The sequence below is a fragment of the Rhodococcus sp. ARP2 genome, from assembly GCF_001029585.1.
Classification (GTDB): domain Bacteria; phylum Actinomycetota; class Actinomycetes; order Mycobacteriales; family Mycobacteriaceae; genus Rhodococcus_F; species Rhodococcus_F erythropolis.
The window spans coordinates 157,436-181,031 of the sequence record NZ_LEKE01000046.1 but is presented as its reverse complement, the minus strand read 5'-3'; the positions used below and the strand labels follow the sequence as shown (position 1 = coordinate 181,031).

The window sequence follows — 23,596 nt, the reverse complement described above, 5'->3', positions numbered from 1 at the left end:
CGTCCTCGGGTTATCGCCGATGGACGTTCATCGTTGGTGCTTCACGGTGTGCTCATGAGTGCTTGTGCCTGTTCTTCTCGAGAGGTACTGCTTTTGTGTGAACTGCGTCGACCAGCTGGTCGACAGCGGACGTGTCCAGATTTCCGGACACTCGCAGTGCTCTGCTGAATGCTCGGCGCCGCTCTGCCAGGCTCAGACAACTCGGATCCAGGTGCAGCCATGCACCTCGACCGGGGAGTCTTCGCGATACGTCGGGGACGAGCGGGGAACCCTCCGGCCCCTGCTCACCAACCACGACCCTCAACAGATCGACAGCCGACCCTTGTTCCCTGCACCCCACACACGTTCTGACCGGCGAACCGGGTTTCACGCGCGCAGAATCCGAGGACTCACGTCGAACCATTGTCCACTCTACCGCCGAACCGTCTCGATCACTGCATTCCACCGTTATCCGTTGGACGTGGCGGGCCGGTCGGACGCGTCGCCAACGGGTGCCGCATCGCTCCGAATGTCGATACGCCAACCCGTCAACCGTGCAGCCAGGCGGGCATTTTGACCCTCTTTTCCGATGGCCAACGAAAGCTGGAAATCGGGCACGATGACACGGGCCGCACGAGCCTCGGGATCGACGACAGTGACGGAGACCACTTTCGACGGGGAAAGTGCGTTGCCCACAAACGTCGCGGGATCTTCGTCGAAGTCGATGATGTCGATCTTCTCCCCCGCAAGTTCGCTCATGACGTTGCGGACGCGCTGACCCATCGGGCCGATGCATGCACCCTTTGCGTTCAGCCCCTGCACGCGTGAGGCAACGGCGATCTTGGAACGGTGTCCCGCTTCGCGCGCGACGTTGATGATCTCGACGCTGCCGTCCGCGATCTCCGGAACCTCGAGTGCGAACAACTTGCGAACCAGGTTCGGATGGGTCCGCGAGAGGGTGATCTGGGGGCCACGGGCGCCGCGAGCAACCCCGACGACGTAGCACTTGATGCGCTCGCCGTGTTCGTAGTTCTCGCCGGGAACCTGTTCTGCGGGCGGCAACAATCCTTCGGCGCCATTGGATTCGCTGCCGATTCGAACGACGACCATCCCGCGAGAGTTTGCACGCGTGTCGCGCTGAATGACACCGCCGACGATTTCACCCTCATGGGTGGAGAACTCACCGAAACTGCGCTCGTGCTCGGCGTCGCGCAAACGCTGCAGGATGACCTGGCGTGCGGTGGTCGCCGCGATTCGACCGAATCCTTCGGGAGTGTCGTCCCACTCCTCGCCGATCATGTTGCCGTCGGCATCGGTGTCGTGTGCCATCACTCGCACCGAACCGGTCTTGATGTTGACATCGATCCGAGCGTTCTGCTTGTGCCCCTCGGTGTGGCGGTACGCCGTCAGCAGCGCGGTCTGGATCGTGGCGATCACAGTTTCGATCGAAACGCCCTTTTCGGCTTCGATCGCTCGCAACGCTGCAATGTCGATATTCACTTGTCGAACCCTTCTTCGTTTTCTACGTCTTCTAATTCTGCTTCGTCGTCTTCGACACTGTCCACGCCCGAGTCATCGGTGAGGTCAACCGCATCCGAGGGAACTGCGCGCCCCTCCGGGATGCCGCCCGCGAGTTCCAACTCCGCCTCACTGGGCTTCGAGAACTCCACCTGAACTACGGCCTTCTGAACGTCGCCCAGTGCAATCTCTCGCACGGTCAGTCCGCCACGGCCACCGATGACAACCGCCACGGAATCGTCGTTCAACGTTCCGATACGGCCGACCACGGTCTCGCCGGCCAGATCGATACGCGCTTTGCGTCCACGAGCTCGACGCCAGTGACGCTCGAGCGTCAGTGGACGATCGATTCCCGGGGAGGTCACCTCGAGGGTGTACGGCGTTTCACCGATTTCCTCGAGGCTGTCGAAAAGTTCCGAAACGAGTCTGCTGATCTCTGCGGCGGCATCGAGTTCGATCCCGGCATCGCTGTCGACCATGATGCGCACCGCGCTGTGCTTGCCCGCACTGGTCACGACAACGTCTTCGACGTCGTAACCCTGGGCGTGCACGAGTTCGGAGATCAGCTCGATCACCCTCTCCCTGGATGGCACCGGCATCTCGCGAACTCCTCATTTCAGTTGTCGTCGATTGTCCGACTTGTGTCGACTGTCGACGTGGGCGGCTGCGAGCATGAAAGGACACCAGGTGCCTCATGCTGCAAGCATCCAAGAGTACCGCTCATTACGCGTCTCCGTGACCAGAGTGCCCGACGCACGTCACACTTGAACACGTGCCGCGGATTCGAACGATCGGCCGACCACCTGGCACGATGGACTGGTGCTGACGCCCATGACTACTACCCCACTCTCCCGGCGGAGTGCGCTCAAGATGACGGGAACCGCAGCAGCGTTGGGCGCTGCAGCCTTCTCGTTGTCCGCCTGCACCGACAACGGCACAGCGGAGGCGGCTGCAGAAGTCGACCAGTTGACGGCCCAGGCCGAGCGAGCTCGCTCCGACGCGGCAGCCGCAACCGCCGCCATCGCTCTTGCGCCGGACAAGTCGGCATCACTGACCACGATCAGCGCCGAACGCACAGCGCATGCACTCGAACTCGACGCCGAGATTGCGCGAGCAGCAGGCGGCGGCGCTACGACCACTGCGCCCCCGTCGACCTCGGTCGCAAACGCTCCGACGGGCGTTGACACCTTGAGGACCTCGCTTAACGATTCGGCGCGCAGTGCCGCGGATCTCGCTCGCACGATGTCCGGCTATCGCGCGGGCTTGCTCGGTTCGATCAGCGCGTCGTGCTCGACCCAGGTTGCGGTGTTGCTTCCATGATCACTTCGCACACCCGTCGAACCGAGAGTTCTGCCTTGCTGACCGCAATCGAATCAGAGAATGCCGCGATCTTCGCTTACGGAGTGGTTGCCGCGTTTTCGAATCCTGCCCGTGTCAACGAAGTTGCCACACATACAGCCGCGCACCGCGCGCGACGTGATGCGCTGGTTGCCCTGTCGACCGACGCAGGCGAGACCCCGCCGACAGCCGCGGCAGCCTACGAGATCCCGTTCCCGGTGACGGACTCCGTTACCGCGGCACAACTGGCAGCACAGATCGAATCCGACACCGCCGTGACCTACCGGGCATTCGTCGAACAGGTCGATACCGACCAACTCCGCACGTTCGGAATCGACGGCCTGACCGATGCGGCAATCCGCGGCGCCGGATGGCGGTCCGCGCTGGGAACCGCTCCGGCCACCTCAGCGTTCCCAGGGGAACCGGCTTCGTAAACTGCTGTGCGCCTTTATTAACCGCCGGCGGTTAATAAAGGCGCACAGCAGTGGCTCAGGCCTTGCGATGCGAGGGCACGAACCAAGCCGCAACCACGGCCACCAACACGAAGCAACCGCCGACGCGCAGTGCAGGTGTCAGCGCATCTCCGTAACCGAGTGGCGTGAGCGCACCCCCGGCCGCAAGGAAGACTGCGGTAAGAACCGCGATTCCCAGCGCAACACCGATCTCGCGAAGCGTCGAGTTGGTCGAACTGGCCGTTCCGTGATCAGGCTCATCCATGTCGACGAGGACAGCCGTGGAACTCGGCGCGAAGGTCAGGCCCATGCCGATGCCCGCCATCAGTAGCGCCGGAACCAGCGAACCGTACGTCACGTCGGGACCGATCAACGCGGCCAACCAGAACAATGCTCCGGCCTGGAGCAGCAGACCGGTCAGCAGAAGTGAACGGAGCCCGACCTTCGGCGCCAGAAAACCGGCGAGAGGAGCGAAAATCATCGGCGCTGCCGTCCACGGAAGCGTCCGCAGGCCTGCTTGGAACGGGCTGTAGCCCATCACGATCTGGAGGTACTGCGACAGAAGGAACACCGCTCCGAAGATCCCGATCGAGAAGGTCAAGCCGATGACGTTCGCCATCGAGAAGCTGCGTGAACGGAACAGACGTAGTGGCATGACCGGATGTGACGTCTTCATCTCGCGAAGAACGAACAGCGCCAACGCGACTGCGGAACCGACCAACGACGCAACCACTCCAAGCGATCCCCAGCCGTCGTCGTTGCCGTGAACGATCCCCCACACCGCCAGAAACACACCGAGTCCGGCGAGTGCGACACCGGGAAGGTCGAGAGGTTGTGTGCGACCGGTCGATTCACGCAACGCATACAACGCGAGAGGAACGGCAACGATCGCAACCGGCACGTTGATCCAGAAGATTCCCTGCCACGAGAACCCGTCGACTACCGCTCCACCGACCACGGGACCCATCGCGATTCCCAGTCCGGAGACGCCACCCCAGACACCGATTGCCATGGCGCGCTTGGCTTCCGGTACCGCTGCGACGAGGAGGGTCAGCGAGAGCGGCATGATCGCGGCTGCGCCCGCGCCTTGAAATGCCCGGGCCGCAATCAGCAGGCCGGGAGTTGTCGACAGCGCCGAAGCGATCGATGCAGCCGTGAACAGCCCGATTCCGAACACGAACATCCGGCGGCGTCCCCACCGATCGCCGAGCGTCGTCGCCGAAAGCATCAGCGTCGCAAAGCAGAGCGTGTACGCATTCATGAACCATTGGAGCTGCCCGACGGACGCGTTCAGTTCCTTCTCGATCACCGGCAGCGCGCTCGTCATCACGAGGTTGTCGAGGGTAGCCATGAACATGGGCAGAGAAGCAGCAACCATCGCTATCGCGATCGGAACCTTACGTCCTCCACTGTTTTCCGACCCGGATGCGGCGTCCGATCCGGACTTCGTCAAAACGGTCATCGTGATTCCTCGATGGTGAAGGTGCCTTAAGGCATCAATTGATTACTTAAGTCGAAACTAAGCTATCCGGTGATAACGTGTCAATATGTCGATCGGTGCAGCTGAACCACGTACCCGCAGGATGAGCGCACCGGAACGTCGCGCACTGGTCCTTGCCGCGGCAACGCGGGCATTTGCAAAGGGCGGATACTCCGGCACCAGCACGGACGCCGTCGCCAAGGAAGCCGGCGTCTCGCAGCCCTACGTCGTGCGCATGTTCGGGACCAAGGCAGATTTGTTCCACGCGGTGTTCACGCGTGCGCTCGACGAAATCGTCCGCACCTTCAACGACAAATTGGACACCGTCACAATCGATCCGAGCAATCCGCAGTTCTGGGCCGAACTCGGATCCGCCTACGGCGAGCTGGTCCTCGACCGGGATCTGCTGCTCGTCATGTTGCACGGCTTCGCAACCAGCACCGACGACGTCGCCGCCGTGTCCCGGACCGCCATGTCCGGCATCTACACCTTGCTGCGCGAGCGCACCGGTTGCACGCCCGAGCAAGCACGCTTGTTCATCGCGAACGGCATGCTGATCAACAATCTGCTCGCAATGATGGCACCCGAACACGCCGAAGAAGATCCGGCCCTCGGCGAACTCTGGGGCAGCGTCTTCAGCGACTCGACTGCAATCACTCTCACCGGCGACGAATCCTCGAGCGAAACCGACACCGTTTCCTGACCGGTCACTGGGAAAAACTACACACATGTGACTGAGGACACCCTACAGTCGATCCGACATGTCTCCGGGAAACCCAGACGAAAAGGACCGACGGTAGTGGATCTCGCACAACGCCTCGACGCGCTCGAACAGATCGAGGAAATCAAGAAGCTCAAACATGGCTACTGGCGAGCATGTGACGCCAAGGATCCGGTTCGGTTCCGCAGCAGCTTCATCCGTTCAGGAGCGTCGATCGACTACGGCCGTCTCGGCGCGTTCGACGACGCCGGGCCGATGGCGGACATCTTCGAGAAGATCGCTCTTCGCAAGGTCGACGGCCGGTACGCGGTACTCGACATGCATCACGGATTGCATCCCGACATCACACTGACCTCGGAGACGTCGGCGGTGGGGCGATGGACTCTGCAGTTCCGCCAGGTCGACACTGTCGGACGCACCGAGAAGTTGATGACCGGCGAATACGACGACAAATACGTAATCGAGGACGGTGTGTGGAAAATGAGTCAATGCCACTTCACGGAGACGTGGTCGATCACCACTCCCCTGTCCCCCGACACTGATATCGCCGAGGGTTCGTTGGGAGGCCCCCGATGACCACGTCGACAAACGGCAAAGTAGCGCTCGTGACCGGCGCAAGTAGGAGCGTCGGTAAAGGCATTGCCCTCGCACTGGGAAGCGACGGCTGGACGGTGTACGTGACGGCGCGAGGAACCGTCGGCGCCGACGGCCCACTCGATCGCACCGCGGCGGAGATCACCGAGCGCGGCGGTCACGGCATTGCCGTGCAGTGCGATCACGCCGACGATCAAAAGATCGTCGACCTGTTTGCACGCATCGCCGAGGAACAGTCAGGCCGCCTCGATCTTCTCGTCAACAACGTCTGGGCCAACCCGGCGGGCTATGCCGGCTTCGCCGATCCGTTCTGGAAGAGGCCGATCGACGATTGGGATTCGCTGATCGGAATCGGACTGCGCGCCCACTACGTTGCTTCGGTAGAAGCGGCGAAGTTGATGGTCCCCCGGGGCAGTGGAGTGATCGGCAATATCTCGTCGTTCGGCACCCGCGGGTACCTGCACTCTGTCCTGTACGGGATGTCGAAAGCAGGTTTGGACAAGATGGCCGCCGACATGGCTGTCGAATTGAACGGAACCGGCGTCACCGCACTTTCCTTCTGGCTCGGGTTGATCCGCAACGAGCGGATGGAGGCGAGTGGGATCGAGAGCTTCGAAGGCTTCTCACTGGCCGAGGCCGAAACCCCGGAATTCGTCGGCCAGGTCATCACTGCATTGGCCAACGATCCAGAAGTGAACGCGCGCAGCGGTCACACACTGATCACCGCCGAGACGGCCGTCGAGTACGGCATCACCGACGCCAACGGGAAACAACCTGCGTCACACCGCAGTGCCTTCGGTGGCGGCCCGCTTTTCTGAATCATCGGTGGCAGTGGTCGCGTCGCGTGCCGGCACAGCACGCGGCGCTGCCACTCGCGCCTTCAGGGCAAGCCAGGCACACCCGATGACGACGACGCCGCCAGCCACGATCGAGGGTGACAACGCCTCACCGAGGATCAGCGCCGACCAGGCAATGCTGAGCACCGGTTGAACCAACTGTGTTTGGCTCACAGTGGAAATGGGACCGATCGCCAGACCCCGGTACCAGGGAAAGAACCCGAGAAACATACTCACGCATCCCAGGTAGGCAAACGAAAGCCACGAATTCACATCGGCAGAGACCGGAGCCTGGGCCATGGACGCCACCGTCAACGCAATCGTGACCGGCAGTCCGAGAATCAATGCCCAGGCGATCGTCTGCCACGACCCGATCTCGCGGGCCAGCAACGCACCTTCCGAATATGCCAGCGCTGCACAGACAACCGCGGCGAACAGAAGAAGATCAGCGAGATGGAACGAGCCGAGTCCGCCGTTTGCGACGGCCACGAACCCTACGACCGATACCGCGCCGGCGGCGCTTGCCCACCAGAATCCCTTACTGGGACGCTCTTTTCCTCGGACGACGGCAAATACCGCGGTCGCAGCGGGAAGTAGTCCGATCACGACTGCCGCGTGACTCGCCGGCGATGTCTGCAACGCAAACGTGGTGAACAGTGAAAACCCCAGTACCGCGCCAACGGTCACGAGTGCGATGCGAGACCACTGCCGAAGCGTCGGAAGCGTCGCGCGAGTAACCGACAGCATCACAATCGCAAGGGCCCCGGCAACGACGGCGCGGCCCGCGCCGACGAACAGGGGGTCGAGATCCGCGACGGCGACCCTCGTGAGCGGAACGGTGAACGAGAACGCCAGAACACCGAGCAAGCCCCACCACAAACCGGATCGAGACGATGGCATCGGTAGCGGTGCCCGTGACGTGACGATAGCGCTACTCTTCATACTCATATTCAACGATAGCAGTAGCGCACCAACCTGCGAAACTGGTATTTCAGGTGCGAACCCGTGTGCAGGAGATCGAAATTGCACCGAGCAGTCCGACGAGCGCGAAAGCGTAGAAGCCCCACGGCACGGCGTAACCCGCACCCAGGAGAACTCCGCCCAGAATCGGGCCACAGATCGCACCGACCCGGCCGACACCCGCCGACCATCCGAGCGCTGTCGCGCGAATCTGTGGTGGGTGATTGGCGCTCGTGAAGGCGTAGACCAGTACCTGTGCACTGAACACGAAGCATCCGGCGAGGAAGACCATCACGTAGATTCCGAACGACACCTTCACACTCAGAAGCGCCAGGAACAACGCTGCTCCCGTGAACCACACGATTGCTGCGGTACGCGGGCCGATCTTGTTCGCGACGCCCCCGGCGATCAACAGCCCGACGACGGCTCCGGCATTGAGGATCAGAAGGAACGTCAACGAGGCTCCGAGGTTGTAACCGGCCTCGCGCATGATCGTCGGAAGCCACGTGTTCAATCCGTAGACGAGCAGCAAGCCCATGAAACTGGTGATCCAGATGGCGATGCTGTTACGCAGGAACTTCGAAGAGAACAGTGCGCGAACGGGATTGGCGGCTTCGGCACGCCCAGCTTCGGACGTAGGCGCAGCCTCGAGCTCGACACCGTAGCGGGCAGCGATTTCCTCGGCCTCGGCACGCTTTCCGTGAGCGAGAAGGTACGACGGGGATTCCGGCAGATACCGCAACATGAGTGGAATCAGGACGACGGCAGGAAGTGCGCCGACAACGAACATCGCTCGCCAACCGAAAGGTTCGATCACGACGAGCGCCAGCGCGGCGGTGGCAACGGCGCCGACGTGATAGCCGGTCATCAGCATGGTCGACGCAGATCCACCGCCTTGTTTCTTCGAGAATTCGTTGACCAGAGCCAATGCCGTCGGAAGGGCGCCACCCAGTCCCACCCCGGCGAGGAAGCGCAGCAGCCCGAAGATGAACGGATTGGGCGCAATTGCGCACAACAGAGTCAGAATCGAGAATGCGGCAACGGCGTACAGCAGCGCGCGGCGTCGACCGATGACGTCAGTGAGAGTGCCGATGACGAGGGCGCCGATGGTCATGCCGATGAGCCCGAAGGTCGAGATCATCGTGATCGTGCCGGTACTCAATCCCCACGCGTCGTAGTCGAGAAGTGAAGGAATGACCGCGCCGAGTACGACCAGATCGAATCCGTCCAGAAGCACAGCTATCCAACACAACGGTGCTACCCACATTGCGGCACGCGCCCCAGGCGAACCGGTGATTGAACTCGATTGCGTATGCGGTGCGGTCATCGGATCCTCGACATTCACTGCTTGTGGGCGTTCGCTACCGGTTCAGATCCAGTAGTCCAGATCGAGATCTGTTCGCATTGCGAACGCATGTTCATAATGAGCACATCGATTGTGTACGGAGTCACAACGCCATGTCAAACGTCGCGGTAATCTCGAGGAATGGCACTCTCCGAAAATGAGCGTGAACAGTTCCTGGCCGAACCCCACATCGGGGCGCTGTCCGTAGCGGACGGCACCGAACGCGGTCCGTTGACCGTCCCGATCTGGTACCTGTATTCACCCGGTGGCAAACCATGGATCCTCACGGGCAAGGATTCGCGAAAGGCTCGACTCATCGAGTCGGCCGGGCATTTCTCGTTGATGGCCGAAAGGCTCGATCCGACAATCCGTTACGTCAGCGTCAGCGGATCCGTCGACAAGATCGTTCCGGGCACCGACGAGATGCTGGTCGAAGTCTCGCGGCGATACCTGACCCCGGACAAGGTCGACGGATATCTCGAATTCGCGCGATCGCAGTTGGGCGAGCAGGTAGCGATCTACATGAATCCGCAGCACTGGCTGTCTGCGGATCTCGGGGCGATCTGACAATTCTCAGAAAAGCGAAGGCTCGGCGCGCCGGAGTGGCGCGCCGAGCCTGACCTGCATGCGAGTGCTCTCGGTATCAGCTCTCGGTGAAGAAGCGCACCCGATTGAGGCGATGACCGCTCGCCTCGAAGCCGAACAGGGCGATGGCCGGTTCCCCGCACACGATTACGCTCGCCGTCACGGTGCGACCGGCAACCAGCATCTTGCTCTTCGTCACGCCGGTGAGCAGAGCGTTGACGTCGGCATTGGACAACTGCGTCCCCGCCGGAAGCTCGACGGGTACCGGCGGCGTTCGACCGACAGCGGCCGCATCGAGGAACCGCGAAGCCGCCTTCTTGCCTTTGTCTCCGACTCCGAAGATGCCGCGCGAGAATCCGAGCGCTCCGCCGATCCCCTGGTTCGAGAGCAGCTGCGGGGTCAACTTCGCGGCAGCCTTCACCCCGGCAACGCCGGCGGTAGCGAGCTGGCTCAGCATCGTTGCCAATTCCCAATGCGCATAGAGGGTTCCGATCCGCAAGGAATCGGGCTCCCCCACCAAGTCGTAGCGCAAATGCATCGGCACGTCGAGGACGACTCCGGTCGACATCTCGGTAGCGAGGCTCAGATCGCGCCACACTGTGCGGCCGCACACGATATCGCGCTCGACGTGGAAGGTGATCGAATTGGGGGCGATGAACGTGTCGTAAAAACTCTCGATCGCCGCCTGCCCGTTATGCGGACGTGAACCTACAGGGTCGTTGATCTGGCCCTCTTCGGCAAACAGCGCAACCCAGGTCGAGCGATCATGCGCGCCGACGGCTTTCGGGGATCCCTCCACGACGGCCATCAACTGCTCACGTACCACCGGCGCGGTCATGCGCGCATCTCGTATGCACCGTCGTACGCCTTGACCTGCTGCCACACCCGGTCGAAGCGTTCACTGTCCACAACAGGCTTCCGCACTGCGGCCAAGGCCCACTTCTGCTGCTCCGGCGTCGACGACGGCTTTCCGTGCAGTGCGATCGCGTATCCCGAGAAGTCGCGAATCTGGAAGTCGAAGATCTGATCGACAACGTCGGCGTCGAGTCCGCTGATCTCGGCCTGCTCGAGAATCAGATGACCGTAGACGACGAGGGAGAACAGGTGCCCGACATTGAGCATGAAATCGAGATCCTTCTGCTGCTGCGCGTCCGGCGCTGCGGCAGTGAGCAATTCGGTGAGTGCGATCGCCTGCTCGTAGAAACGAGCGACGTTCGGGATCGAAGAGTGCTTCTCGTAGACGGGCTTCCACTCGTGGAACTGGATCTTCGCAGCGCCGCGGGTCGGTCCCTGATTCCAGAAGAACTCGTCGTCGGCTGCGTCGTCGCGCGTGACGATCTCCGGGAACTCCGCGGGGTTGAACAGGTAGTTCGGCAAGAACTTGAGGATCAGGCCGACGTTGACGTGGACGGTGCCCTCGAGCTTGGGCAGCGTGCCGATCATCTGCGCTGCTTCACGGAAGTACGTGGACTTCTCGTACCCCTTTGCCGCGATCACGTCGTGCAGCAACCCGACGACCTTTTCACCTTCCGAGGTGACCTTGGCCTTGGTCATGGGATTGAACAGCAGGTAGCGACGGTCTTCGAGGCTGGCGCTGCGGAAGTAGTCGACCGCCCGCGCGCTGAACTGTTTCATCGCGATCAGACGTGAGTACGCGTCGACGAAGGCGGCGCGTACATGGGCGAAGTCGGTGACCGGATTACCGTAGAGAATTCGATTCTGCGCGTGAGTGATTGCTTCGAAGAACGCATGTTCGGTGATCCCGATGGAGCCGGTGCACAGGTTGAACTTTCCGACGTTGACCGTGTTGAGCGCGGCCTCGAATGCGGCGACGCCGGTGTGCAGAATGTCTTCCTCGCGCACCGGGTAGTCGTCGAGGCGGAAATTGCTGACGTACATTTGCCCGCGCAGGACATTGTCCACAAGCTGATAGTTCGGATGTGCACTGTCGGCGACGAAGAACACGTAGCCTTCGGGACCCTCGACGTCGGTACGCCGCCCGAACACAGACACCATTCCGGCTACGTTGCCGTTTCCGATGTAGTACTTCTCGCCGCTCGCGCGGAAGGCGACGTCGCCGTCGGTGGGAGTGAGAAGCATGTCGGTGGAGTACACGTCGGCGCCGTGATCACGCTCGGACAGGCCGAACGCCATGACACCACCGTCGACGAGTTCCTGCGCTGCACGCTTCTTCGCTGCATCGTTGTCACTCATCCAGATCGGTCCGAGTCCGAGGATCGTGACCTGCCAGGCGTACCAGTAAGCGAGTCCGTAGAAACCGAAGATCTCACTCAAGGCCGCGTTGCGGGCACCGTCCCAACGACGGTTCTCGTCACCGTCGGCGAATGCCGCCGGAGTCTGGAACGTCGCGAACAACTTCTCCTTGCCGACGAACTCGAGAAAGTCGGAGACCCACACGGCGTCGAGGTCGTCCTGAAGCAGTTGCTTCTTGCCGCGGCTCTCGAACCATTCGATGGTGGCTCGCAGCAAACGGCGGGTCTCCGGATCGAACTGAGCGGGGTCGTAAGTATGGGGGTTGAAGAGCAATCCATCGGTGCCAGACACGTCATTACCTTTCGTCGATGACGCTAAACTACCAGCGGGTAACTTTCCGCGGTGCGATTCATGGAAGACCTGCGATTCTTCGCGAATGCCACAGGTCCATCGGATTCCACGTGCCCGCCCGAGCACGCGTGATCGGATAGCACGCCAATCCCAGCAACAACGCAGACATGTGGCCGATGGCGGTGAAATTGGTGGCGAAAATCAGAGGCACACCGTAGAAGAGCAACAGCCCCGCGAGATAGACGAATCGCCACGGATCGACGATGCGGTACACCAGAATCCCCATGATGCCGGCCAGACCGTAGCTCACTCCCACGTCGAGAGTGTTGACCGCCGACTCCGCCACGTATCCGTGCCGAATACCTTCGTACAGAACACCTTCGCTGATGTACGTGGCTCCGACGTGGGCGATGACGACAACACACAGCCACCGCCACGTCCCGAGCCAACGCTCAGCCGTTGCATGAAAGATGGTGAAGAGAACCAGGTATCCCAACCAACCGCCACCTTCGAGCCAGAAGGCACTCGAGAACAGGACTCGTAGCGGGTCTTCGGCCAGGTGATGCAGATTGGTCGAGCGCTTGCCGAGAAAACGCTCCTCGACATTGTCAGGCAGATGCCGCAGGAACAGCGTGGTGAACAGCAGGGCAAGCAACCAGACATAGGTACCGGGAGCACTGCGCACCCATCGCCATGCCGCCTTTGCTGCCCCCAGCATCCTCACCGCTTCGAGTCTGCGCTCACTCGTTCACTACTGCAACGGCAAACCCGTCCCATCCCTTCGAACCCACGGTTTGAATGGCGGTGCCATCGAGTTTCGGCTCGGCCGCGATCATCTCCAACACCGCTCGACTCGCTTTGACGCGCTCGTCGTCGATATCCGGGTTGGACACATGTCCCCCACGCACCACGTTGTCCACGATGATGACGGTTCCGGGATGCGAAAGGGCCAACGCCCACCGCACGTACTCGGTGTTGTTCTCCTTGTCGGCGTCGATGAAGACCAAGTCGAAAGGTCCCAACTCTTCCTTCGCGATCGACGGGAGGCTGTCGAGCGCGGCCCCGACGCGGATGTCGACACGGTCAGCCAAGCCGGCGCGCTCGATATTCGCCCGAGCGACATCCGCATGGGTGGGATCGAATTCCAGCGTGATGACCTGGCCCGAGGGGCCGACCGCGCGAGCGAGCCAGATCGTGCTGTATCCGCCGAGCGTTCCGATCTCGAGGACATTGCGCGCCAAGCACATTCGCGCCAGAAGGTTGAGGAGCTTGCCCTGGTTCGGCGCCACGTCGATCGGAGGGAGGCCGGCCTCGGAGTTGGCGGCGAGTGCCGCGTCGAGAACCGGATCTTCACCTACCAACGTGGAGACAAGGTAACCGTCGACTTCTGCCCAATCCGGTTCGCGTTCCATAGCCACGATTGTGGCAGAAAAGAAGGGCCGCCGCAGACACCTCGGAAGGTGGCTGCGGCGGCCCAGACGACTATTCGAATCAGCCGCGAACTGCGCTGATGATCTCCTCGATCGCCGAGTCGGCGTCGATCTCACGGCTCTCGCCGGTGAAGCGGTCGCGAATCTCGACCTTGCCGTCGGCCCAACCACGGCCGACGACAACGATCAGCGGAACGCCGATCAGCTCGGAGTCCTTGAACTTCACGCCCGGCGATGCCTTGCGGTCGTCGAGGATTACTTCGAGTCCGGCACGGTCGAGTTGCGCGGCGAGGCCTTCGGCGCCTTCGCGTGCAGTCTCGTCCTTGTTCGCGATGACGAGGTAGACGTCGGCCGGTGAAACTTCGGCAGGCCAGCGCAGACCCTTCTCGTCATGGTGCTGCTCGGCAATGACGGCCACCAGACGCGAGACGCCGACGCCGTACGAACCCATGGTCGGGCGGACGGGCTTGCCGTTCTCGGCGAGGACGTCGACGGTGAAGACGTCGGTGTACTTGCGGCCGAGCTGGAAGACGTGCCCGATCTCGATACCGCGGGCCGAGACCAGCGTGCCGGCTCCGTCGGGCGAGGCGTCGCCGTCACGAACCTCGGCGGCTTCGATGGTTCCGTCAGGGGTGAAGTCGCGACCGGCAACGAGGCCGACCACGTGCTTGCCGTCTTCGTCGGCGCCGGTGATCCAGCTGGTGCCGTCGACGACGCGCGGGTCGACAAGGTAGCGAACACCGTTGGCCTGCAGAGCCTTCGGGCCGATGTAACCCTTGGCCAGGAACGGGTTGTTCTTGAAGTCGGTCTCGGTGATCATCACGAACTCGGCCGGCTCCAGTGAAGCTTCGAGGCGCTTTTCGTCGACCTCACGGTCGCCGGGGATGCCGATACCGAGCAGTTCCCACTCGCCGCCGGGCAGGCGGGTCTTGACCATGATGTTCTTGAGAGTGTCGGCGGCGGTGATCGTGCGGCCGAGGTCGGCACCGTTCGCCCAGTCCACGAGAGTGTCGATGGTGGGTGTGTTCGCGGTGTCGTACACCTTCGCTTCGGGCAGCCCGTCGAACGGAATGGAGTCGGGAACAACAGTCTTGACGGCCTCGACGTTGGCGGCGTAGCCGGATTCGAGGCAGCGTACGTAGGTGTCTTCGCCGATCTCGCTCTCGGCAAGGAACTCCTCGGACGCGCTGCCGCCCATCGCACCGGAGGTGGCCGAGACGATGACGTACTTGACGCCCAGACGCGTGAAGATCTTCTCGTAGGCACCGCGGTGCGCCTGGTACGACTCCGTCAGACCTTCGTCGCTGAGGTCGAAGGAGTACGAATCCTTCATGAGGAACTCGCGACCACGCAGAATGCCCGCACGCGGACGCTCTTCGTCGCGGTACTTGGTCTGCACCTGGTACAGGGTGACCGGGAAGTCCTTGTACGAGTTGTACTCACCCTTGACCGTCAGAGCAAAGAGCTCCTCGTGGGTCGGGCCGAGCATGTAGTCGTTGCCCTTGCGGTCCTTGAGGCGGAACAGGTTGGGGCCGTACTCGGTCCAGCGGTTCGACGCCTCGTACGGATCGCGCGGGAGCAGAGCAGGCAGCAGAATTTCCTGCCCACCAATGGCATTCATTTCTTCGCGGACAACACGCTCAACCTCGCGCAGCACCCGCAATCCCAGCGGCAACCACGAGTAGACGCCTGGAGCGATACGACGCACGTAGCCGGCACGAACCAGCAATTTGTGGCTGGCAACTTCGGCGTCCGAGGGATCGTCACGCAGGGTACGCAGGAACAGGTGGGACAGACGGGTAATCACGAGGTGTAAGGATAGTCGCCGCAGTCGGCCGAGCGGGCCTCGGTACGGTTACAGCGTGCTTGTACTGCTGCCTCCCTCAGAAACCAAGTCCGACGGCGGCAAGGATGCGCCCCTCGATCTGGCCGAACTGTCGATGCCACAGTTGACCGAAACGCGCGAATTGCTGGTTCAGACGCTGGTCGATCTGGCCGCTGACGTCGAGGCGTCGTGCGAAGCGCTCGGGCTCGGTCCGACGCAAGCAGACGAAGTGGAACGCAACGCCAAGCTGTGGGTGTCCGCGACGCGGCCCGCGCTGCAGCGCTACACCGGGGTGCTCTTCGACGCCCTCGACGCCAAGTCGTTCACCCGTGCCCAGAAGGCCAAGGCTCTCGATCGGATCGCGATCGGCTCCGCTCTGTTCGGTGCAGTCCGTGCGGGAGATCTGATCCCCGCCTACCGCCTTTCCGGCGGGTCCAAGCTGCCCGGGATGGGCACGCTCCGCTCACTGTGGAAGCCGGAGTTGCCGAAGGCCTTGGCGGCCGAAGCCGACGGCCTTGTCATCGATCTACGGTCCGGCACCTACCAAGACCTCGGACCGGTTCCGGACGCACTGATCGCAACGGTCCTCACCGAGAAGCCGGACGGCACCCGCACTGTCGTCAGTCACTTCAACAAGCACCACAAGGGTCTGCTCGCGCGCGCCCTTGTGGTCTCGCGCGCCGAACCCAGTGACATCAAGGGAGTTGCCCGCGTCGCGTCGAAAGCAGGCCTGCGCGTCGAAATCGCGTCGGAGCGCGAATTGATCATCCTGACGGATTGATGGCTTCGTCTGTCAAGTGCCACAGAAGGTTTGGAATGTTTCACTGAAAGACTGCGGAGCCGCCTCCGTGTAGTCAGCCCACTCGTCGCGTCGGTCGAATGGATGCGTGACAACCTCCAGCAGCTTCTCGAATGGAGCGAGGTCGCCGTCGGTCGCGGCGCGCAGGGCAGCGTCGAGCCGATGATTACGCGGAATGTACAGCGGGTTGACGCGATCCATCGCGCTCGCGGTCTCCGCGGCCCCGTATCCGTTTTCGGTCAGGGCTCCCTGCCACCGCTGCAACCAGGGCGCGATGTGCTCCCGTGGCACGAGGTTGTCGAGAGGCACCGAATTTCCGCGCAATACGTCGGCGAGAGCGCGGAAACTGCCCGTCCAATCAGCACCGTGTTCCGCCAACAACGTCAGCAGATCGTCGACGAGCGCCCGATCGACAAACGGCTGGGCCAGACCGAGCTTTGCCGCGAGACCGGCCGCGTAGTGACCCTCGTAGCGCTCGTCGAAGGTCTCGAGAACTGCTGACGCCGCGGAAATTGCTTCGTCGGGTGTGGAATCGATCAGTGGCAACAGTGTTTCTGCCAAGCGCGCCAGGTTCCACTTCAGTACAGCGGGCTGATTACCGAATGCATAGCGGCCCCCGTGGTCGATCGAGCTGAACACTGCCGCCGGATCGAACGCGTCGAGGAAGGCGCACGGACCGTAGTCGATGGTCTCCCCCGAAATTGTCGTGTTGTCGGTATTCATGACCCCGTGTACGAAACCGACGAGCATCCACCTCGCCGCCAGTGACGCCTGCGCCTCGACCACCGCTTCGAAGAACCTCAGGTACCGATTGTTTGTACCCGTCGCCGACAGTTCGGTCAGCTCCGGGTAATGGCGGGCGACCGCGAAGTCGGCGAGCGACTGCAAGACCTCACCCTGCCGGGCCGCGAACTCGAAGGTCCCCACTCGAATATGGCTCGACGCAACCCGGGCAAGCACAGCACCGGGTTCCGCGCCGTTGCGGCGAACGTGGCGACCCGTCGCCACCACCGACAGCGCGCGCGTGGTGGGGATACCGAGGGCGTACATCGCCTCGCTGACCAGATATTCGCGCAGCATCGGCCCTACGACTGCATACCCGTCGCCGCCCCGAGAGAACGGCGTGGGCCCGGAGCCCTTCAGATGCAAGTCAACTCGCTGCCCGTCATTGGTGACGAGTTCGCCGAGTAACAACGCCCGACCGTCCCCGAGCATTGGTGCGTATCCACCGAACTGATGGCCCGCATACGCCATCGCCACCGGTGTGGCCCCGACCGGCACCGTCGACCCGGACAGGACGCCGACCCCGTCCGCACTTCGCAGCACCGTCACGTCCAATCCCAACGACGCGGCCAGTTGCTCGTTCACCACGAGCAACTGCGGGTCAGGCGAGGCAGCACCCTGCCACGGCACGGTCAGAGCGCCCAGCTCGTCGGCGAAAGTGCTCTCGAGGCCGGCCACGATGGTGACCGCGCCTGCTGTGGATTCCTGGATTGCAGCCATCACACGAGAGTAGTCACCGTGAGACGACCTATCGATCAGCCCTGATCGATGTACGACTCGAGTTGATCGCGCTCACTCTTGAGCTCGTCGATGCGACTCTTCACCACGTCCCCGATACTCACGATGCCGAGAAGGCTGCCGTCCTCGATGACCGGCAGATGGCGGATACGACGCTCGGTCATGATCGCGGCAATGCTGTCCACCGCATCTGCCGGAACGCACGTGTACATCAGCGCGGTCATGACCTCGGAAACCTGGATGTCCAGGAGATCCGGGCCGCGTTCGTGCAGGCGTCGAACGACATCGCGTTCGGAGATGATCCCGACCACCGCGTCATCGTCGACCACGACCATGGCCCCGATGTTGTGGCGGGCGAGATCGCACAGCAACCCGTTGACCGTCGTGTGGGCGTCAATAGTGACGATGCTGTTGCCCTTGTTTCGCAATATGTCCGCGATCCGCATCACGGCACCCCGATCCGTCGAGACTCTCGGCACGTCCTGCAACGATCGTATCGGCTGGCGAAGCGGATAAACAGGGCTGATCAGGCGATTCCCTGAGCTGCCTTCTCCGCCGCTTGTGCCTGGGCTACCTGTGAGGGCGTGAACCTGATGCAGAGCGCTGCGATACCGGCGAACACCGCGCAGACCGCGCAGCCGACGAGCGCGAAGGTGTATCCCTCGCCGAGCGCGATCAATTGTGCTGGATTCATGTCCGCGGCCTTGCCTGAAGTGCCGCCGAGCGAGAGCGTCTTGGACGTCGCCATCGCACCGATTACCGACAGCGCCAGTGGTCCACCGAGCGTCTGGGCAACCTGGGAAATGGCGGTCAGTGGGCCGATCTCGGTCTCGGGTACTCCGGCGATCGCGCACAGTGGCAAGGGCACCATCGCGAGGCCGATACCGAATCCGATTCCGATCACGGGCACGAACAAGTTGGCGAGGTAGGTGGAATCGGAATCGAGAGTAGATCCGTAGAGGAGTCCGACGATCATGATCACGACGCCGGTGAGGACCAGCCACCGCGGCTGAATCTTCACTGCGAGCTTGGATGCAACCGAGGCGGCGGCGCCTAATCCGAACGCGAACGGAATGAACGCGATACCGGCACGCAGCGGCGAATACTGCATGATGTCCTGCACGAACAACGCGACGAAAGCCGTCATGCTGAACATCGCGCCACCGACGAAGAAGATGGCCAGAAACGTCGCGACGCGGTTGCGATCGGCGAACAAGGAGAACGGCAACAGCGGATTGTCTGCAGTTCGCTCGACGAAGAGGAAGGCTGCGAGGGCGACCAGGCCGACAGCCAATGCCCCGACGACGGCGATACTCCCCCACCCCATTTCCGGGCCTTCGGTGAGAGCAAAAACGACACCGGTGCATCCGAGGGTTGCGAGGATCGCGCCGGGGACATCCAACGCCAGACGCGTCTGATTCGTCTCTCGAAGGGCGCGGAACGCCATGCCGACGAGCGCGATGCCGATCGGGACGTTGATGAGGAAGATCAGACGCCATGACACCTCGGTCAACGCGCCGCCGATGATCAGACCGGCGATCGATCCGACGCCCGTCATGGCGGCAAAAATCGCGATGGCCTGATTTCGAGCCGGACCTGCGGCGAAAGTCGTGGCAACAAGGGCGAAGGCGGTGGGCGAGGCCACGGCCGCGCCAACGCCTTGCAGCGCCCGCGCTGCGATCAACATGCCCTCGTTCAGGGCGAGACCACAGAGCAACGACGCCACCGTGAACAGGGAGACTCCGGCGATGAACATCTTCTTGCGCCCGTACGCGTCACCGAGGCGCCCACCGAGCAACATGAGCCCACCAAAAGCCAGCGCATAAGAGGTCAGTACCCAGTTGCGGCCACTGTCGCTCAGTCCGAGATCAGCCTGCAGCGGGGCAAGCGCGAGGTTTGCGACGGTGCCGTCGAGCACCACCATCATCTGCAAACCACTCAGGACGATGATGGCGAGCCCGATGACTCGAGTCGCTATCGGAGCGTTAGCCGAAGCGGTTTCAGACGTTGGGGAATCAGACACAAGACTTCACGTTACCCAGCGTCGACAGAAAAGCCCGCGACCGGCCCGATCACGATGATCGCCGGAGGCTTGATCTCCTCGTCCTTGACGCGCTGAGCAACGGTCGCCAGATCGGCCCGAAGTTCACGCTGAGTGCGCAGCGTGCCCTCTTGGATGACGGTGACCGGCGTGGTTGCCGGGCGTCCACCGTCGACGAGTACCTTGGCGAACTGATCGATGCGCTCGACCGCCATGAGCAGCACGATCGTGCCGCGCAACTTGGCCAGTGCCGACCAGTCGACCAGCGAATCCGGATGATCCGGAGCCACGTGCCCACTGACGACGACGAACTCGTGGGTGACACCGCGGTGGGTCACCGGGATGCCCGCGGCCGACGGGACCGAGATCGCGCTCGTGATTCCGGGCACTACGGTCACGGGAACGCCGGCAGCGGCACACGCTTCGAGTTCTTCGTATCCCCGCCCGAAGACGTACGGGTCCCCGCCCTTGAGGCGGACCACGAACTTGCCTGCCTTCGCGTTGTCGATCAGCGCGGCGTTGATGGCCTCCTGAGCCATGGCACGGCCGTACGGGATCTTCGCGGCGTCGATCACCTCGACGTCGGGACCCAGTTCGGCGAGCAACTCCGGCGGAGCCAATCTGTCGGCCACGACGACGTCAGCGCGTGCGAGCAAACGGCGTCCGCGCACGGTGATCAGGTCGGGGTCACCGGGGCCACCACCGACGAGAGCAACGCCCGCAGCGGCCGGCTCGGCCGTATCGGCGAGCACGCCCGACTGAAGACCTTCGACGACCGCGGTGCGGACTGCTGCCGAACGACGGTGATCGCCGCCGGCAAGAATTCCGATACTCATACCGTCGTACTCGGCGCTGGCGGGAGTTACCGCGGTGCCGTGCTTCGCGTTGTCGGCGCGCACGCAGAAGATGTGGCGACGCTCCGCTTCGGCGACGATCGCTGCATTGGTTTCCGGCTCGTCGGTCGAGGCGATGGCATACCACGCACCTTCGAGGTCGCCGTCGGCGTACGGGCGCTCTTCGACCGTGATCTGCCCGGCCGTGGCCATACCTTCGACGGCTGGAGTGAACGCGCGACTGATGACGTGAACACGGGCACCAGAGGCGACCAGCAGTCCGAGTCGGCGCTGAGCCACAGTGCCGCCACCGAACACGACCACGCGTCGATCGGTCAGGTTGAGGCCGACCAAGTAGTTGGTCTCGTCTGCGGTGGACTCGCTCACTCGCACTCCGTTTCGTCGTCAGAATTGTTCAAGCTGGAGGGAACTTTACGGGCCGCCGCCACGGTCACTCCATCCCTGGCAGTCTTGGCCACTAGGAGCGGCCCGCCCCCGGAAGCGAGGATCGCCGCCGCTTCCGCGACGCTTGCCGTCCCGATCGCGTGCTCGACGCGAGTCGACGGTGACGGAACCTGAACTCGCCCAAGTACGTCCGGGTCGAAACTCACAATCGGGACGTTCAGTTCATCGGCGGCAGCGAGCAGAGCTGCAGACGCCGCCTTGCCGGTCGCAGTGGCGAGGACCACGATCCTCGCTCGCTCCTGCAGCACCGCGTTCACCGCAGCGACGATGTCCTTCGCGGTGGCGCTCGTCGTGAATCCAACGCCTATACAGAGGTCATCCCCGTGCGGCATCGACGAACTTCGCGATCGATTGGGGCTGCCCCACCGGATGAGTGTGGAGATACGACGCGTGGACGCCGCCGCGAACAAATCCTTCGCGGACACTGCCGCCGTCCCAGGGCCGCCATCCCCACGCACTTCCGCAACCGTCCGCGTCTGCCGAGACGAGAGACGTTCGGTGGAACTCGTGACCGGTGACGCGGGAGCCTGCGTCGAAGAGGGTGGAGTCGCTGATCGCCACTGCTTCGCGGTACCCGAGGGTCAGGCGTTTCCCGAATGTGGCATCCACCCCGACAACACCGGCCATGCTGTGACCGTCCAAGCTGCGAGCGAGGTAGAGCAGACCGGCACACTCGGCGTGGATCGGTGCGCCGCCGTCCGCCAGGTCACGAACCTGCTGCAGCAGAACGGTATTGGCCGCGAGGTCCACCGCATGCTCTTCCGGGAACCCGCCAGGAAGGACAAGAGCAGCAGTTCCCGCGGGAAGCTCGTCCCGCAACGGGTCGAACACCTGCACGTCCGCGCCGGCAGCAGTCAGGAGTTCACGGTGCTCGGCATAGCCGAAGGTGAAGGCAGGGCCGCCCGCCATGGCAACCACGGGACGAGACTCGGCATGTGCGCCGACCTCGGCAACCGGATCCCATGCAGCTGCACCCACGTTCGAGGCGGCCAGTGCACGAACAGCATCCAGTTCGACGTGCGAGGCAATCAAGTCGGACATCGCGTCCACTGCGGCCACAGCGGCGGCGCCGTGCTCGGCCGCCGGAATCAGACCGAGGTGCCGGGAGGGAACTTCTAGTTCCGTCAACCGTGGCACAACTCCGAGCACTGCGACGCCGACCTTGTCGCACGCATGACGCAACACCTGCTCGTGACGAGCGCTCCCGACGCGATTGAGAATGACGCCGCCGATGCGCACACCTGCGTCGTAGGTCGCGAAGCCGTGGAGTACGGCGGCCAGACTCTGACTGTGCCCACGGGCGTCGATCACGAGGATTACCGGCGAACCGAGGATCGACGCGACCTGCGCCGTCGATCCCTCCGCCGACGGCTGCGAGTTGGCCTCGTCGATCTTTCCGTCGAACAGACCCATGACGCCTTCGACCACGGCGATGTCACAGCCGGCGGTTCCATGCCGGTAGAGCGGTCCGATGCGATCCGGGCCGACCAGAACAGTGTCGAGGTTGCGTCCGGGCCGCCCTGCCGCGAGTCCGTGATAACCCGGGTCGATGTAGTCCGGCCCCACTTTGAAGGGTGCAACGCTGCTTCCGGACCGTCGCAGCGCGCCGATCAATCCCGTTGCCACCGTGGTCTTTCCGCTACCCGAGGCAGGAGCGGCGATCACCACGGCCGGAGTGGAAGGACTTACCATTCGATGCCCCGTTGACCCTTTCGGCCGGCATCCATCGGGTGCTTGATCTTCGTCATCTCGGTCACGAGGTCGGCGGCGTCGATCAGTGCCTGCGGGGCATCACGCCCCGTGATGACGACATGCTGGTTGCCTGGGCGATCGCGCAGTGTCTGCACCACCTCGTCCACGTCCACCCAACCCCACTTGAGCGGGTACGTGAACTCGTCGAGGACATAGAATCGATGCTCCTCGCCTGCAAGCCTTCTCGCGATCTCCTGCCAACCCTCCGCAGCGGCAGCAGCATGATCTTCCTCGCTACCGGCCTTGCGTGTCCATGACCAACCTTCGCCCATCTTGTGCCACTGCACCGGCCCACCGACACCGGTTTCGTCATGCAGGTTTCCGAGGGCGCGGAATGCGGCTTCCTCACCGACCTTCCACTTGGCGCTCTTCACGAATTGGAAGACGCCGATATCGAAGCCCTGGTTCCAGGCGCGCAGCGCCATGCCGAAAGCGGCAGTGGACTTACCCTTTCCAGGGCCGGTGTGTACGGCGAGCACCGGTGCGTTGCGACGCTGACGCGTGGTCAGACCGTCGTCGGGAACTGTCTCGGGAACACCCTTGGGCATCGTGAACTC

At 62.9% G+C, this 23,596-nt stretch carries 25 protein-coding genes; 7 read left to right on the top strand and 18 right to left on the bottom strand.

The genetic code is table 11. From position 1 onward, the window contains the following. Window positions 1-52 precede the first annotated feature (52 nt). The 3 genes from ABX74_RS29900 to rimP are packed head-to-tail and all read right to left on the bottom strand — an operon-like array spanning window position 53 to window position 2,096. Entirely contained in the window at window positions 53-403 is a 351-nt protein-coding gene (locus ABX74_RS29900) for a YlxR family protein (RefSeq protein WP_019748063.1), read from the bottom strand. Window positions 404-447: 44 nt separating this feature from the next. Further along, a complete protein-coding gene (gene nusA / locus ABX74_RS11375) occupies window positions 448-1,479 on the bottom strand; it encodes a transcription termination factor NusA (protein ID WP_003942738.1) in 1,032 nt (343 codons plus the stop codon). Next, window positions 1,476-2,096, bottom strand: a complete 621-nt coding sequence (gene rimP / locus ABX74_RS11370; RefSeq protein WP_020907437.1) for a ribosome maturation factor RimP — start codon at window positions 2,094-2,096, stop codon at window positions 1,476-1,478. Before rimP ends, nusA begins: the two co-directional genes overlap by 4 nt. 271 nt (window positions 2,097-2,367) lie before the next feature. On the opposite strand from rimP, the gene ABX74_RS11365 reads away from it, so the two are divergent. Beyond that, entirely contained in the window at window positions 2,368-2,817 is a 450-nt protein-coding gene (locus tag ABX74_RS11365) for a hypothetical protein (protein ID WP_019748061.1), read from the top strand. Further along, a complete protein-coding gene (locus ABX74_RS11360; protein ID WP_082148490.1) occupies window positions 2,814-3,269 on the top strand; it encodes a ferritin-like domain-containing protein in 456 nt (151 codons plus the stop codon). Before ABX74_RS11365 ends, ABX74_RS11360 begins: the two co-directional genes overlap by 4 nt. Before the next feature lie 55 nt (window positions 3,270-3,324). Here ABX74_RS11360 and ABX74_RS11355 read toward each other — a convergent pair whose 3' ends face one another. Further along, window positions 3,325-4,749, bottom strand: coding sequence for an MFS transporter (locus tag ABX74_RS11355; protein ID WP_047888852.1), 1,425 nt, complete (start codon window positions 4,747-4,749; stop codon window positions 3,325-3,327). 85 nt (window positions 4,750-4,834) lie between these two features. On the opposite strand from ABX74_RS11355, the gene ABX74_RS11350 reads away from it, so the two are divergent. The 3 genes from ABX74_RS11350 to ABX74_RS11340 all read left to right on the top strand — a co-directional run bounded on the left by ABX74_RS11350 (window position 4,835) and on the right by ABX74_RS11340 (window position 6,900). Then, window positions 4,835-5,470 (top strand): TetR/AcrR family transcriptional regulator, encoded by a 636-nt coding sequence (locus ABX74_RS11350; RefSeq protein WP_020969397.1) that lies wholly within the window; start codon window positions 4,835-4,837, stop codon window positions 5,468-5,470. 96 nt (window positions 5,471-5,566) lie between these two features. Then, window positions 5,567-6,064 (top strand): nuclear transport factor 2 family protein, encoded by a 498-nt coding sequence (locus ABX74_RS11345; protein WP_029255178.1) that lies wholly within the window; start codon window positions 5,567-5,569, stop codon window positions 6,062-6,064. Continuing rightward, window positions 6,061-6,900, top strand: coding sequence for an SDR family NAD(P)-dependent oxidoreductase (locus tag ABX74_RS11340; protein ID WP_047888851.1), 840 nt, complete (start codon window positions 6,061-6,063; stop codon window positions 6,898-6,900). Before ABX74_RS11345 ends, ABX74_RS11340 begins: the two co-directional genes overlap by 4 nt. On the opposite strand, the gene ABX74_RS11335 is transcribed toward ABX74_RS11340, so the two are convergent. Continuing rightward, the gene (locus ABX74_RS11335) at window positions 6,862-7,818 is read right to left on the bottom strand and encodes a DMT family transporter (protein ID WP_047888850.1); all 957 of its coding nucleotides are present in this window, start codon (window positions 7,816-7,818) and stop codon (window positions 6,862-6,864) included. The genes ABX74_RS11340 and ABX74_RS11335 overlap by 39 nt on opposite strands. Window positions 7,819-7,909: 91 nt before the next feature. Further along, window positions 7,910-9,205, bottom strand: coding sequence for an MFS transporter (locus ABX74_RS11330; protein ID WP_020907429.1), 1,296 nt, complete (start codon window positions 9,203-9,205; stop codon window positions 7,910-7,912). A 159-nt stretch (window positions 9,206-9,364) separates the two neighbouring features. Between ABX74_RS11330 and ABX74_RS11325 the strand changes: the two genes are divergently transcribed. Then, on the top strand, window positions 9,365-9,790 hold the full coding sequence (locus ABX74_RS11325) for a pyridoxamine 5'-phosphate oxidase family protein (RefSeq protein WP_020907428.1): 426 nt from the start codon (window positions 9,365-9,367) through the stop codon (window positions 9,788-9,790). A gap of 76 nt (window positions 9,791-9,866) precedes the next feature. Here the strand turns inward: ABX74_RS11325 and ABX74_RS11320 are convergent, their stop codons facing one another. The 5 genes from ABX74_RS11320 to ABX74_RS11300 form a co-directional block, all read right to left on the bottom strand. Next, complete coding sequence (locus ABX74_RS11320) at window positions 9,867-10,646, bottom strand: nuclear transport factor 2 family protein (protein WP_021343990.1); 780 nt, start codon at window positions 10,644-10,646, stop codon at window positions 9,867-9,869. Further along, window positions 10,643-12,373, bottom strand: coding sequence for an acyl-CoA dehydrogenase family protein (locus tag ABX74_RS11315; protein ID WP_020907426.1), 1,731 nt, complete (start codon window positions 12,371-12,373; stop codon window positions 10,643-10,645). The genes ABX74_RS11320 and ABX74_RS11315 overlap by 4 nt, the downstream gene beginning before the upstream one ends. A gap of 58 nt (window positions 12,374-12,431) precedes the next feature. Then, on the bottom strand, window positions 12,432-13,091 hold the full coding sequence (locus ABX74_RS11310; RefSeq protein ID WP_020969393.1) for a rhomboid-like protein: 660 nt from the start codon (window positions 13,089-13,091) through the stop codon (window positions 12,432-12,434). Window positions 13,092-13,113: 22 nt separating this feature from the next. Next, the gene (locus ABX74_RS11305; protein ID WP_041814959.1) at window positions 13,114-13,785 is read right to left on the bottom strand and encodes an O-methyltransferase; all 672 of its coding nucleotides are present in this window, start codon (window positions 13,783-13,785) and stop codon (window positions 13,114-13,116) included. Window positions 13,786-13,864: 79 nt separating this feature from the next. Then, window positions 13,865-15,610 (bottom strand): proline--tRNA ligase, encoded by a 1,746-nt coding sequence (locus ABX74_RS11300; RefSeq protein ID WP_020969391.1) that lies wholly within the window; start codon window positions 15,608-15,610, stop codon window positions 13,865-13,867. Between the two features lie 55 nt (window positions 15,611-15,665). Between ABX74_RS11300 and yaaA the strand changes: the two genes are divergently transcribed. Beyond that, a complete protein-coding gene (yaaA, locus tag ABX74_RS11295) occupies window positions 15,666-16,409 on the top strand; it encodes a peroxide stress protein YaaA (RefSeq protein ID WP_047888849.1) in 744 nt (247 codons plus the stop codon). A gap of 12 nt (window positions 16,410-16,421) precedes the next feature. Here the strand turns inward: yaaA and ABX74_RS11290 are convergent, their stop codons facing one another. The 7 genes from ABX74_RS11290 to cobO form a co-directional block, all read right to left on the bottom strand. After that, complete coding sequence (locus ABX74_RS11290) at window positions 16,422-17,930, bottom strand: protein adenylyltransferase SelO (protein ID WP_047888848.1); 1,509 nt, start codon at window positions 17,928-17,930, stop codon at window positions 16,422-16,424. A gap of 35 nt (window positions 17,931-17,965) precedes the next feature. Next, window positions 17,966-18,394 carry a CBS domain-containing protein gene (locus ABX74_RS11285; RefSeq protein ID WP_047888847.1) on the bottom strand — a complete coding sequence of 143 codons (429 nt, stop codon included), beginning with the start codon at window positions 18,392-18,394 and terminating at the stop codon, window positions 17,966-17,968. An 80-nt stretch (window positions 18,395-18,474) separates the two neighbouring features. Further along, a complete protein-coding gene (locus ABX74_RS11280) occupies window positions 18,475-19,971 on the bottom strand; it encodes an MFS transporter (RefSeq protein ID WP_047888846.1) in 1,497 nt (498 codons plus the stop codon). 11 nt (window positions 19,972-19,982) lie between these two features. Beyond that, window positions 19,983-21,209: a uroporphyrinogen-III C-methyltransferase gene (gene cobA / locus ABX74_RS11275; RefSeq protein ID WP_029255169.1), complete on the bottom strand. Its 1,227-nt coding sequence runs from the start codon at window positions 21,207-21,209 to the stop codon at window positions 19,983-19,985. Then, window positions 21,206-21,619, bottom strand: a complete 414-nt coding sequence (locus ABX74_RS11270) for a cobalamin biosynthesis protein (protein WP_041814958.1) — start codon at window positions 21,617-21,619, stop codon at window positions 21,206-21,208. Before ABX74_RS11270 ends, cobA begins: the two co-directional genes overlap by 4 nt. Continuing rightward, window positions 21,603-22,979 carry a cobyrinate a,c-diamide synthase gene (locus ABX74_RS11265; RefSeq protein WP_047888845.1) on the bottom strand — a complete coding sequence of 459 codons (1,377 nt, stop codon included), beginning with the start codon at window positions 22,977-22,979 and terminating at the stop codon, window positions 21,603-21,605. The genes ABX74_RS11270 and ABX74_RS11265 overlap by 17 nt, the downstream gene beginning before the upstream one ends. Then, window positions 22,973-23,587 (bottom strand): cob(I)yrinic acid a,c-diamide adenosyltransferase, encoded by a 615-nt coding sequence (gene cobO / locus ABX74_RS11260; protein WP_019748043.1) that lies wholly within the window; start codon window positions 23,585-23,587, stop codon window positions 22,973-22,975. Before cobO ends, ABX74_RS11265 begins: the two co-directional genes overlap by 7 nt. Between the last annotated feature and the right edge of the window lie 9 nt (window positions 23,588-23,596).

Bases quoted from the DNA above. Each gene is read 5' to 3' on its own strand.
- rimP (WP_020907437.1), bottom strand. From the start codon at position 2,096: ATGCCGGTGCCATCCAGGGAGAGGGTGATCGAGCTGATCTCCGAACTC.
- ABX74_RS11340 (WP_047888851.1), top strand. From the start codon at position 6,061: ATGACCACGTCGACAAACGGCAAAGTAGCGCTCGTGACCGGCGCAAGT.
- ABX74_RS11335 (WP_047888850.1), bottom strand. From the start codon at position 7,818: ATGCCATCGTCTCGATCCGGTTTGTGGTGGGGCTTGCTCGGTGTTCTG.
- ABX74_RS11290 (WP_047888848.1), bottom strand. From the start codon at position 17,930: ATGGCTGCAATCCAGGAATCCACAGCAGGCGCGGTCACCATCGTGGCC.
- ABX74_RS11355 (WP_047888852.1), bottom strand. From the start codon at position 4,749: ATGACCGTTTTGACGAAGTCCGGATCGGACGCCGCATCCGGGTCGGAA.
- ABX74_RS11270 (WP_041814958.1), bottom strand. From the start codon at position 21,619: ATGCCGCACGGGGATGACCTCTGTATAGGCGTTGGATTCACGACGAGC.
- ABX74_RS11325 (WP_020907428.1), top strand. From the start codon at position 9,365: ATGGCACTCTCCGAAAATGAGCGTGAACAGTTCCTGGCCGAACCCCAC.
- cobO (WP_019748043.1), bottom strand. From the start codon at position 23,587: ATGCCCAAGGGTGTTCCCGAGACAGTTCCCGACGACGGTCTGACCACG.
- ABX74_RS11285 (WP_047888847.1), bottom strand. From the start codon at position 18,394: ATGCGGATCGCGGACATATTGCGAAACAAGGGCAACAGCATCGTCACT.
- ABX74_RS11365 (WP_019748061.1), top strand. From the start codon at position 2,368: ATGACGGGAACCGCAGCAGCGTTGGGCGCTGCAGCCTTCTCGTTGTCC.
- ABX74_RS11330 (WP_020907429.1), bottom strand. From the start codon at position 9,205: ATGACCGCACCGCATACGCAATCGAGTTCAATCACCGGTTCGCCTGGG.
- ABX74_RS11310 (WP_020969393.1), bottom strand. From the start codon at position 13,091: ATGCTGGGGGCAGCAAAGGCGGCATGGCGATGGGTGCGCAGTGCTCCC.
- ABX74_RS11350 (WP_020969397.1), top strand. From the start codon at position 4,835: ATGTCGATCGGTGCAGCTGAACCACGTACCCGCAGGATGAGCGCACCG.
- ABX74_RS29900 (WP_019748063.1), bottom strand. From the start codon at position 403: ATGGTTCGACGTGAGTCCTCGGATTCTGCGCGCGTGAAACCCGGTTCG.
- ABX74_RS11305 (WP_041814959.1), bottom strand. From the start codon at position 13,785: ATGGAACGCGAACCGGATTGGGCAGAAGTCGACGGTTACCTTGTCTCC.
- ABX74_RS11265 (WP_047888845.1), bottom strand. From the start codon at position 22,979: ATGGTAAGTCCTTCCACTCCGGCCGTGGTGATCGCCGCTCCTGCCTCG.
- ABX74_RS11360 (WP_082148490.1), top strand. From the start codon at position 2,814: ATGATCACTTCGCACACCCGTCGAACCGAGAGTTCTGCCTTGCTGACC.
- ABX74_RS11320 (WP_021343990.1), bottom strand. From the start codon at position 10,646: ATGACCGCGCCGGTGGTACGTGAGCAGTTGATGGCCGTCGTGGAGGGA.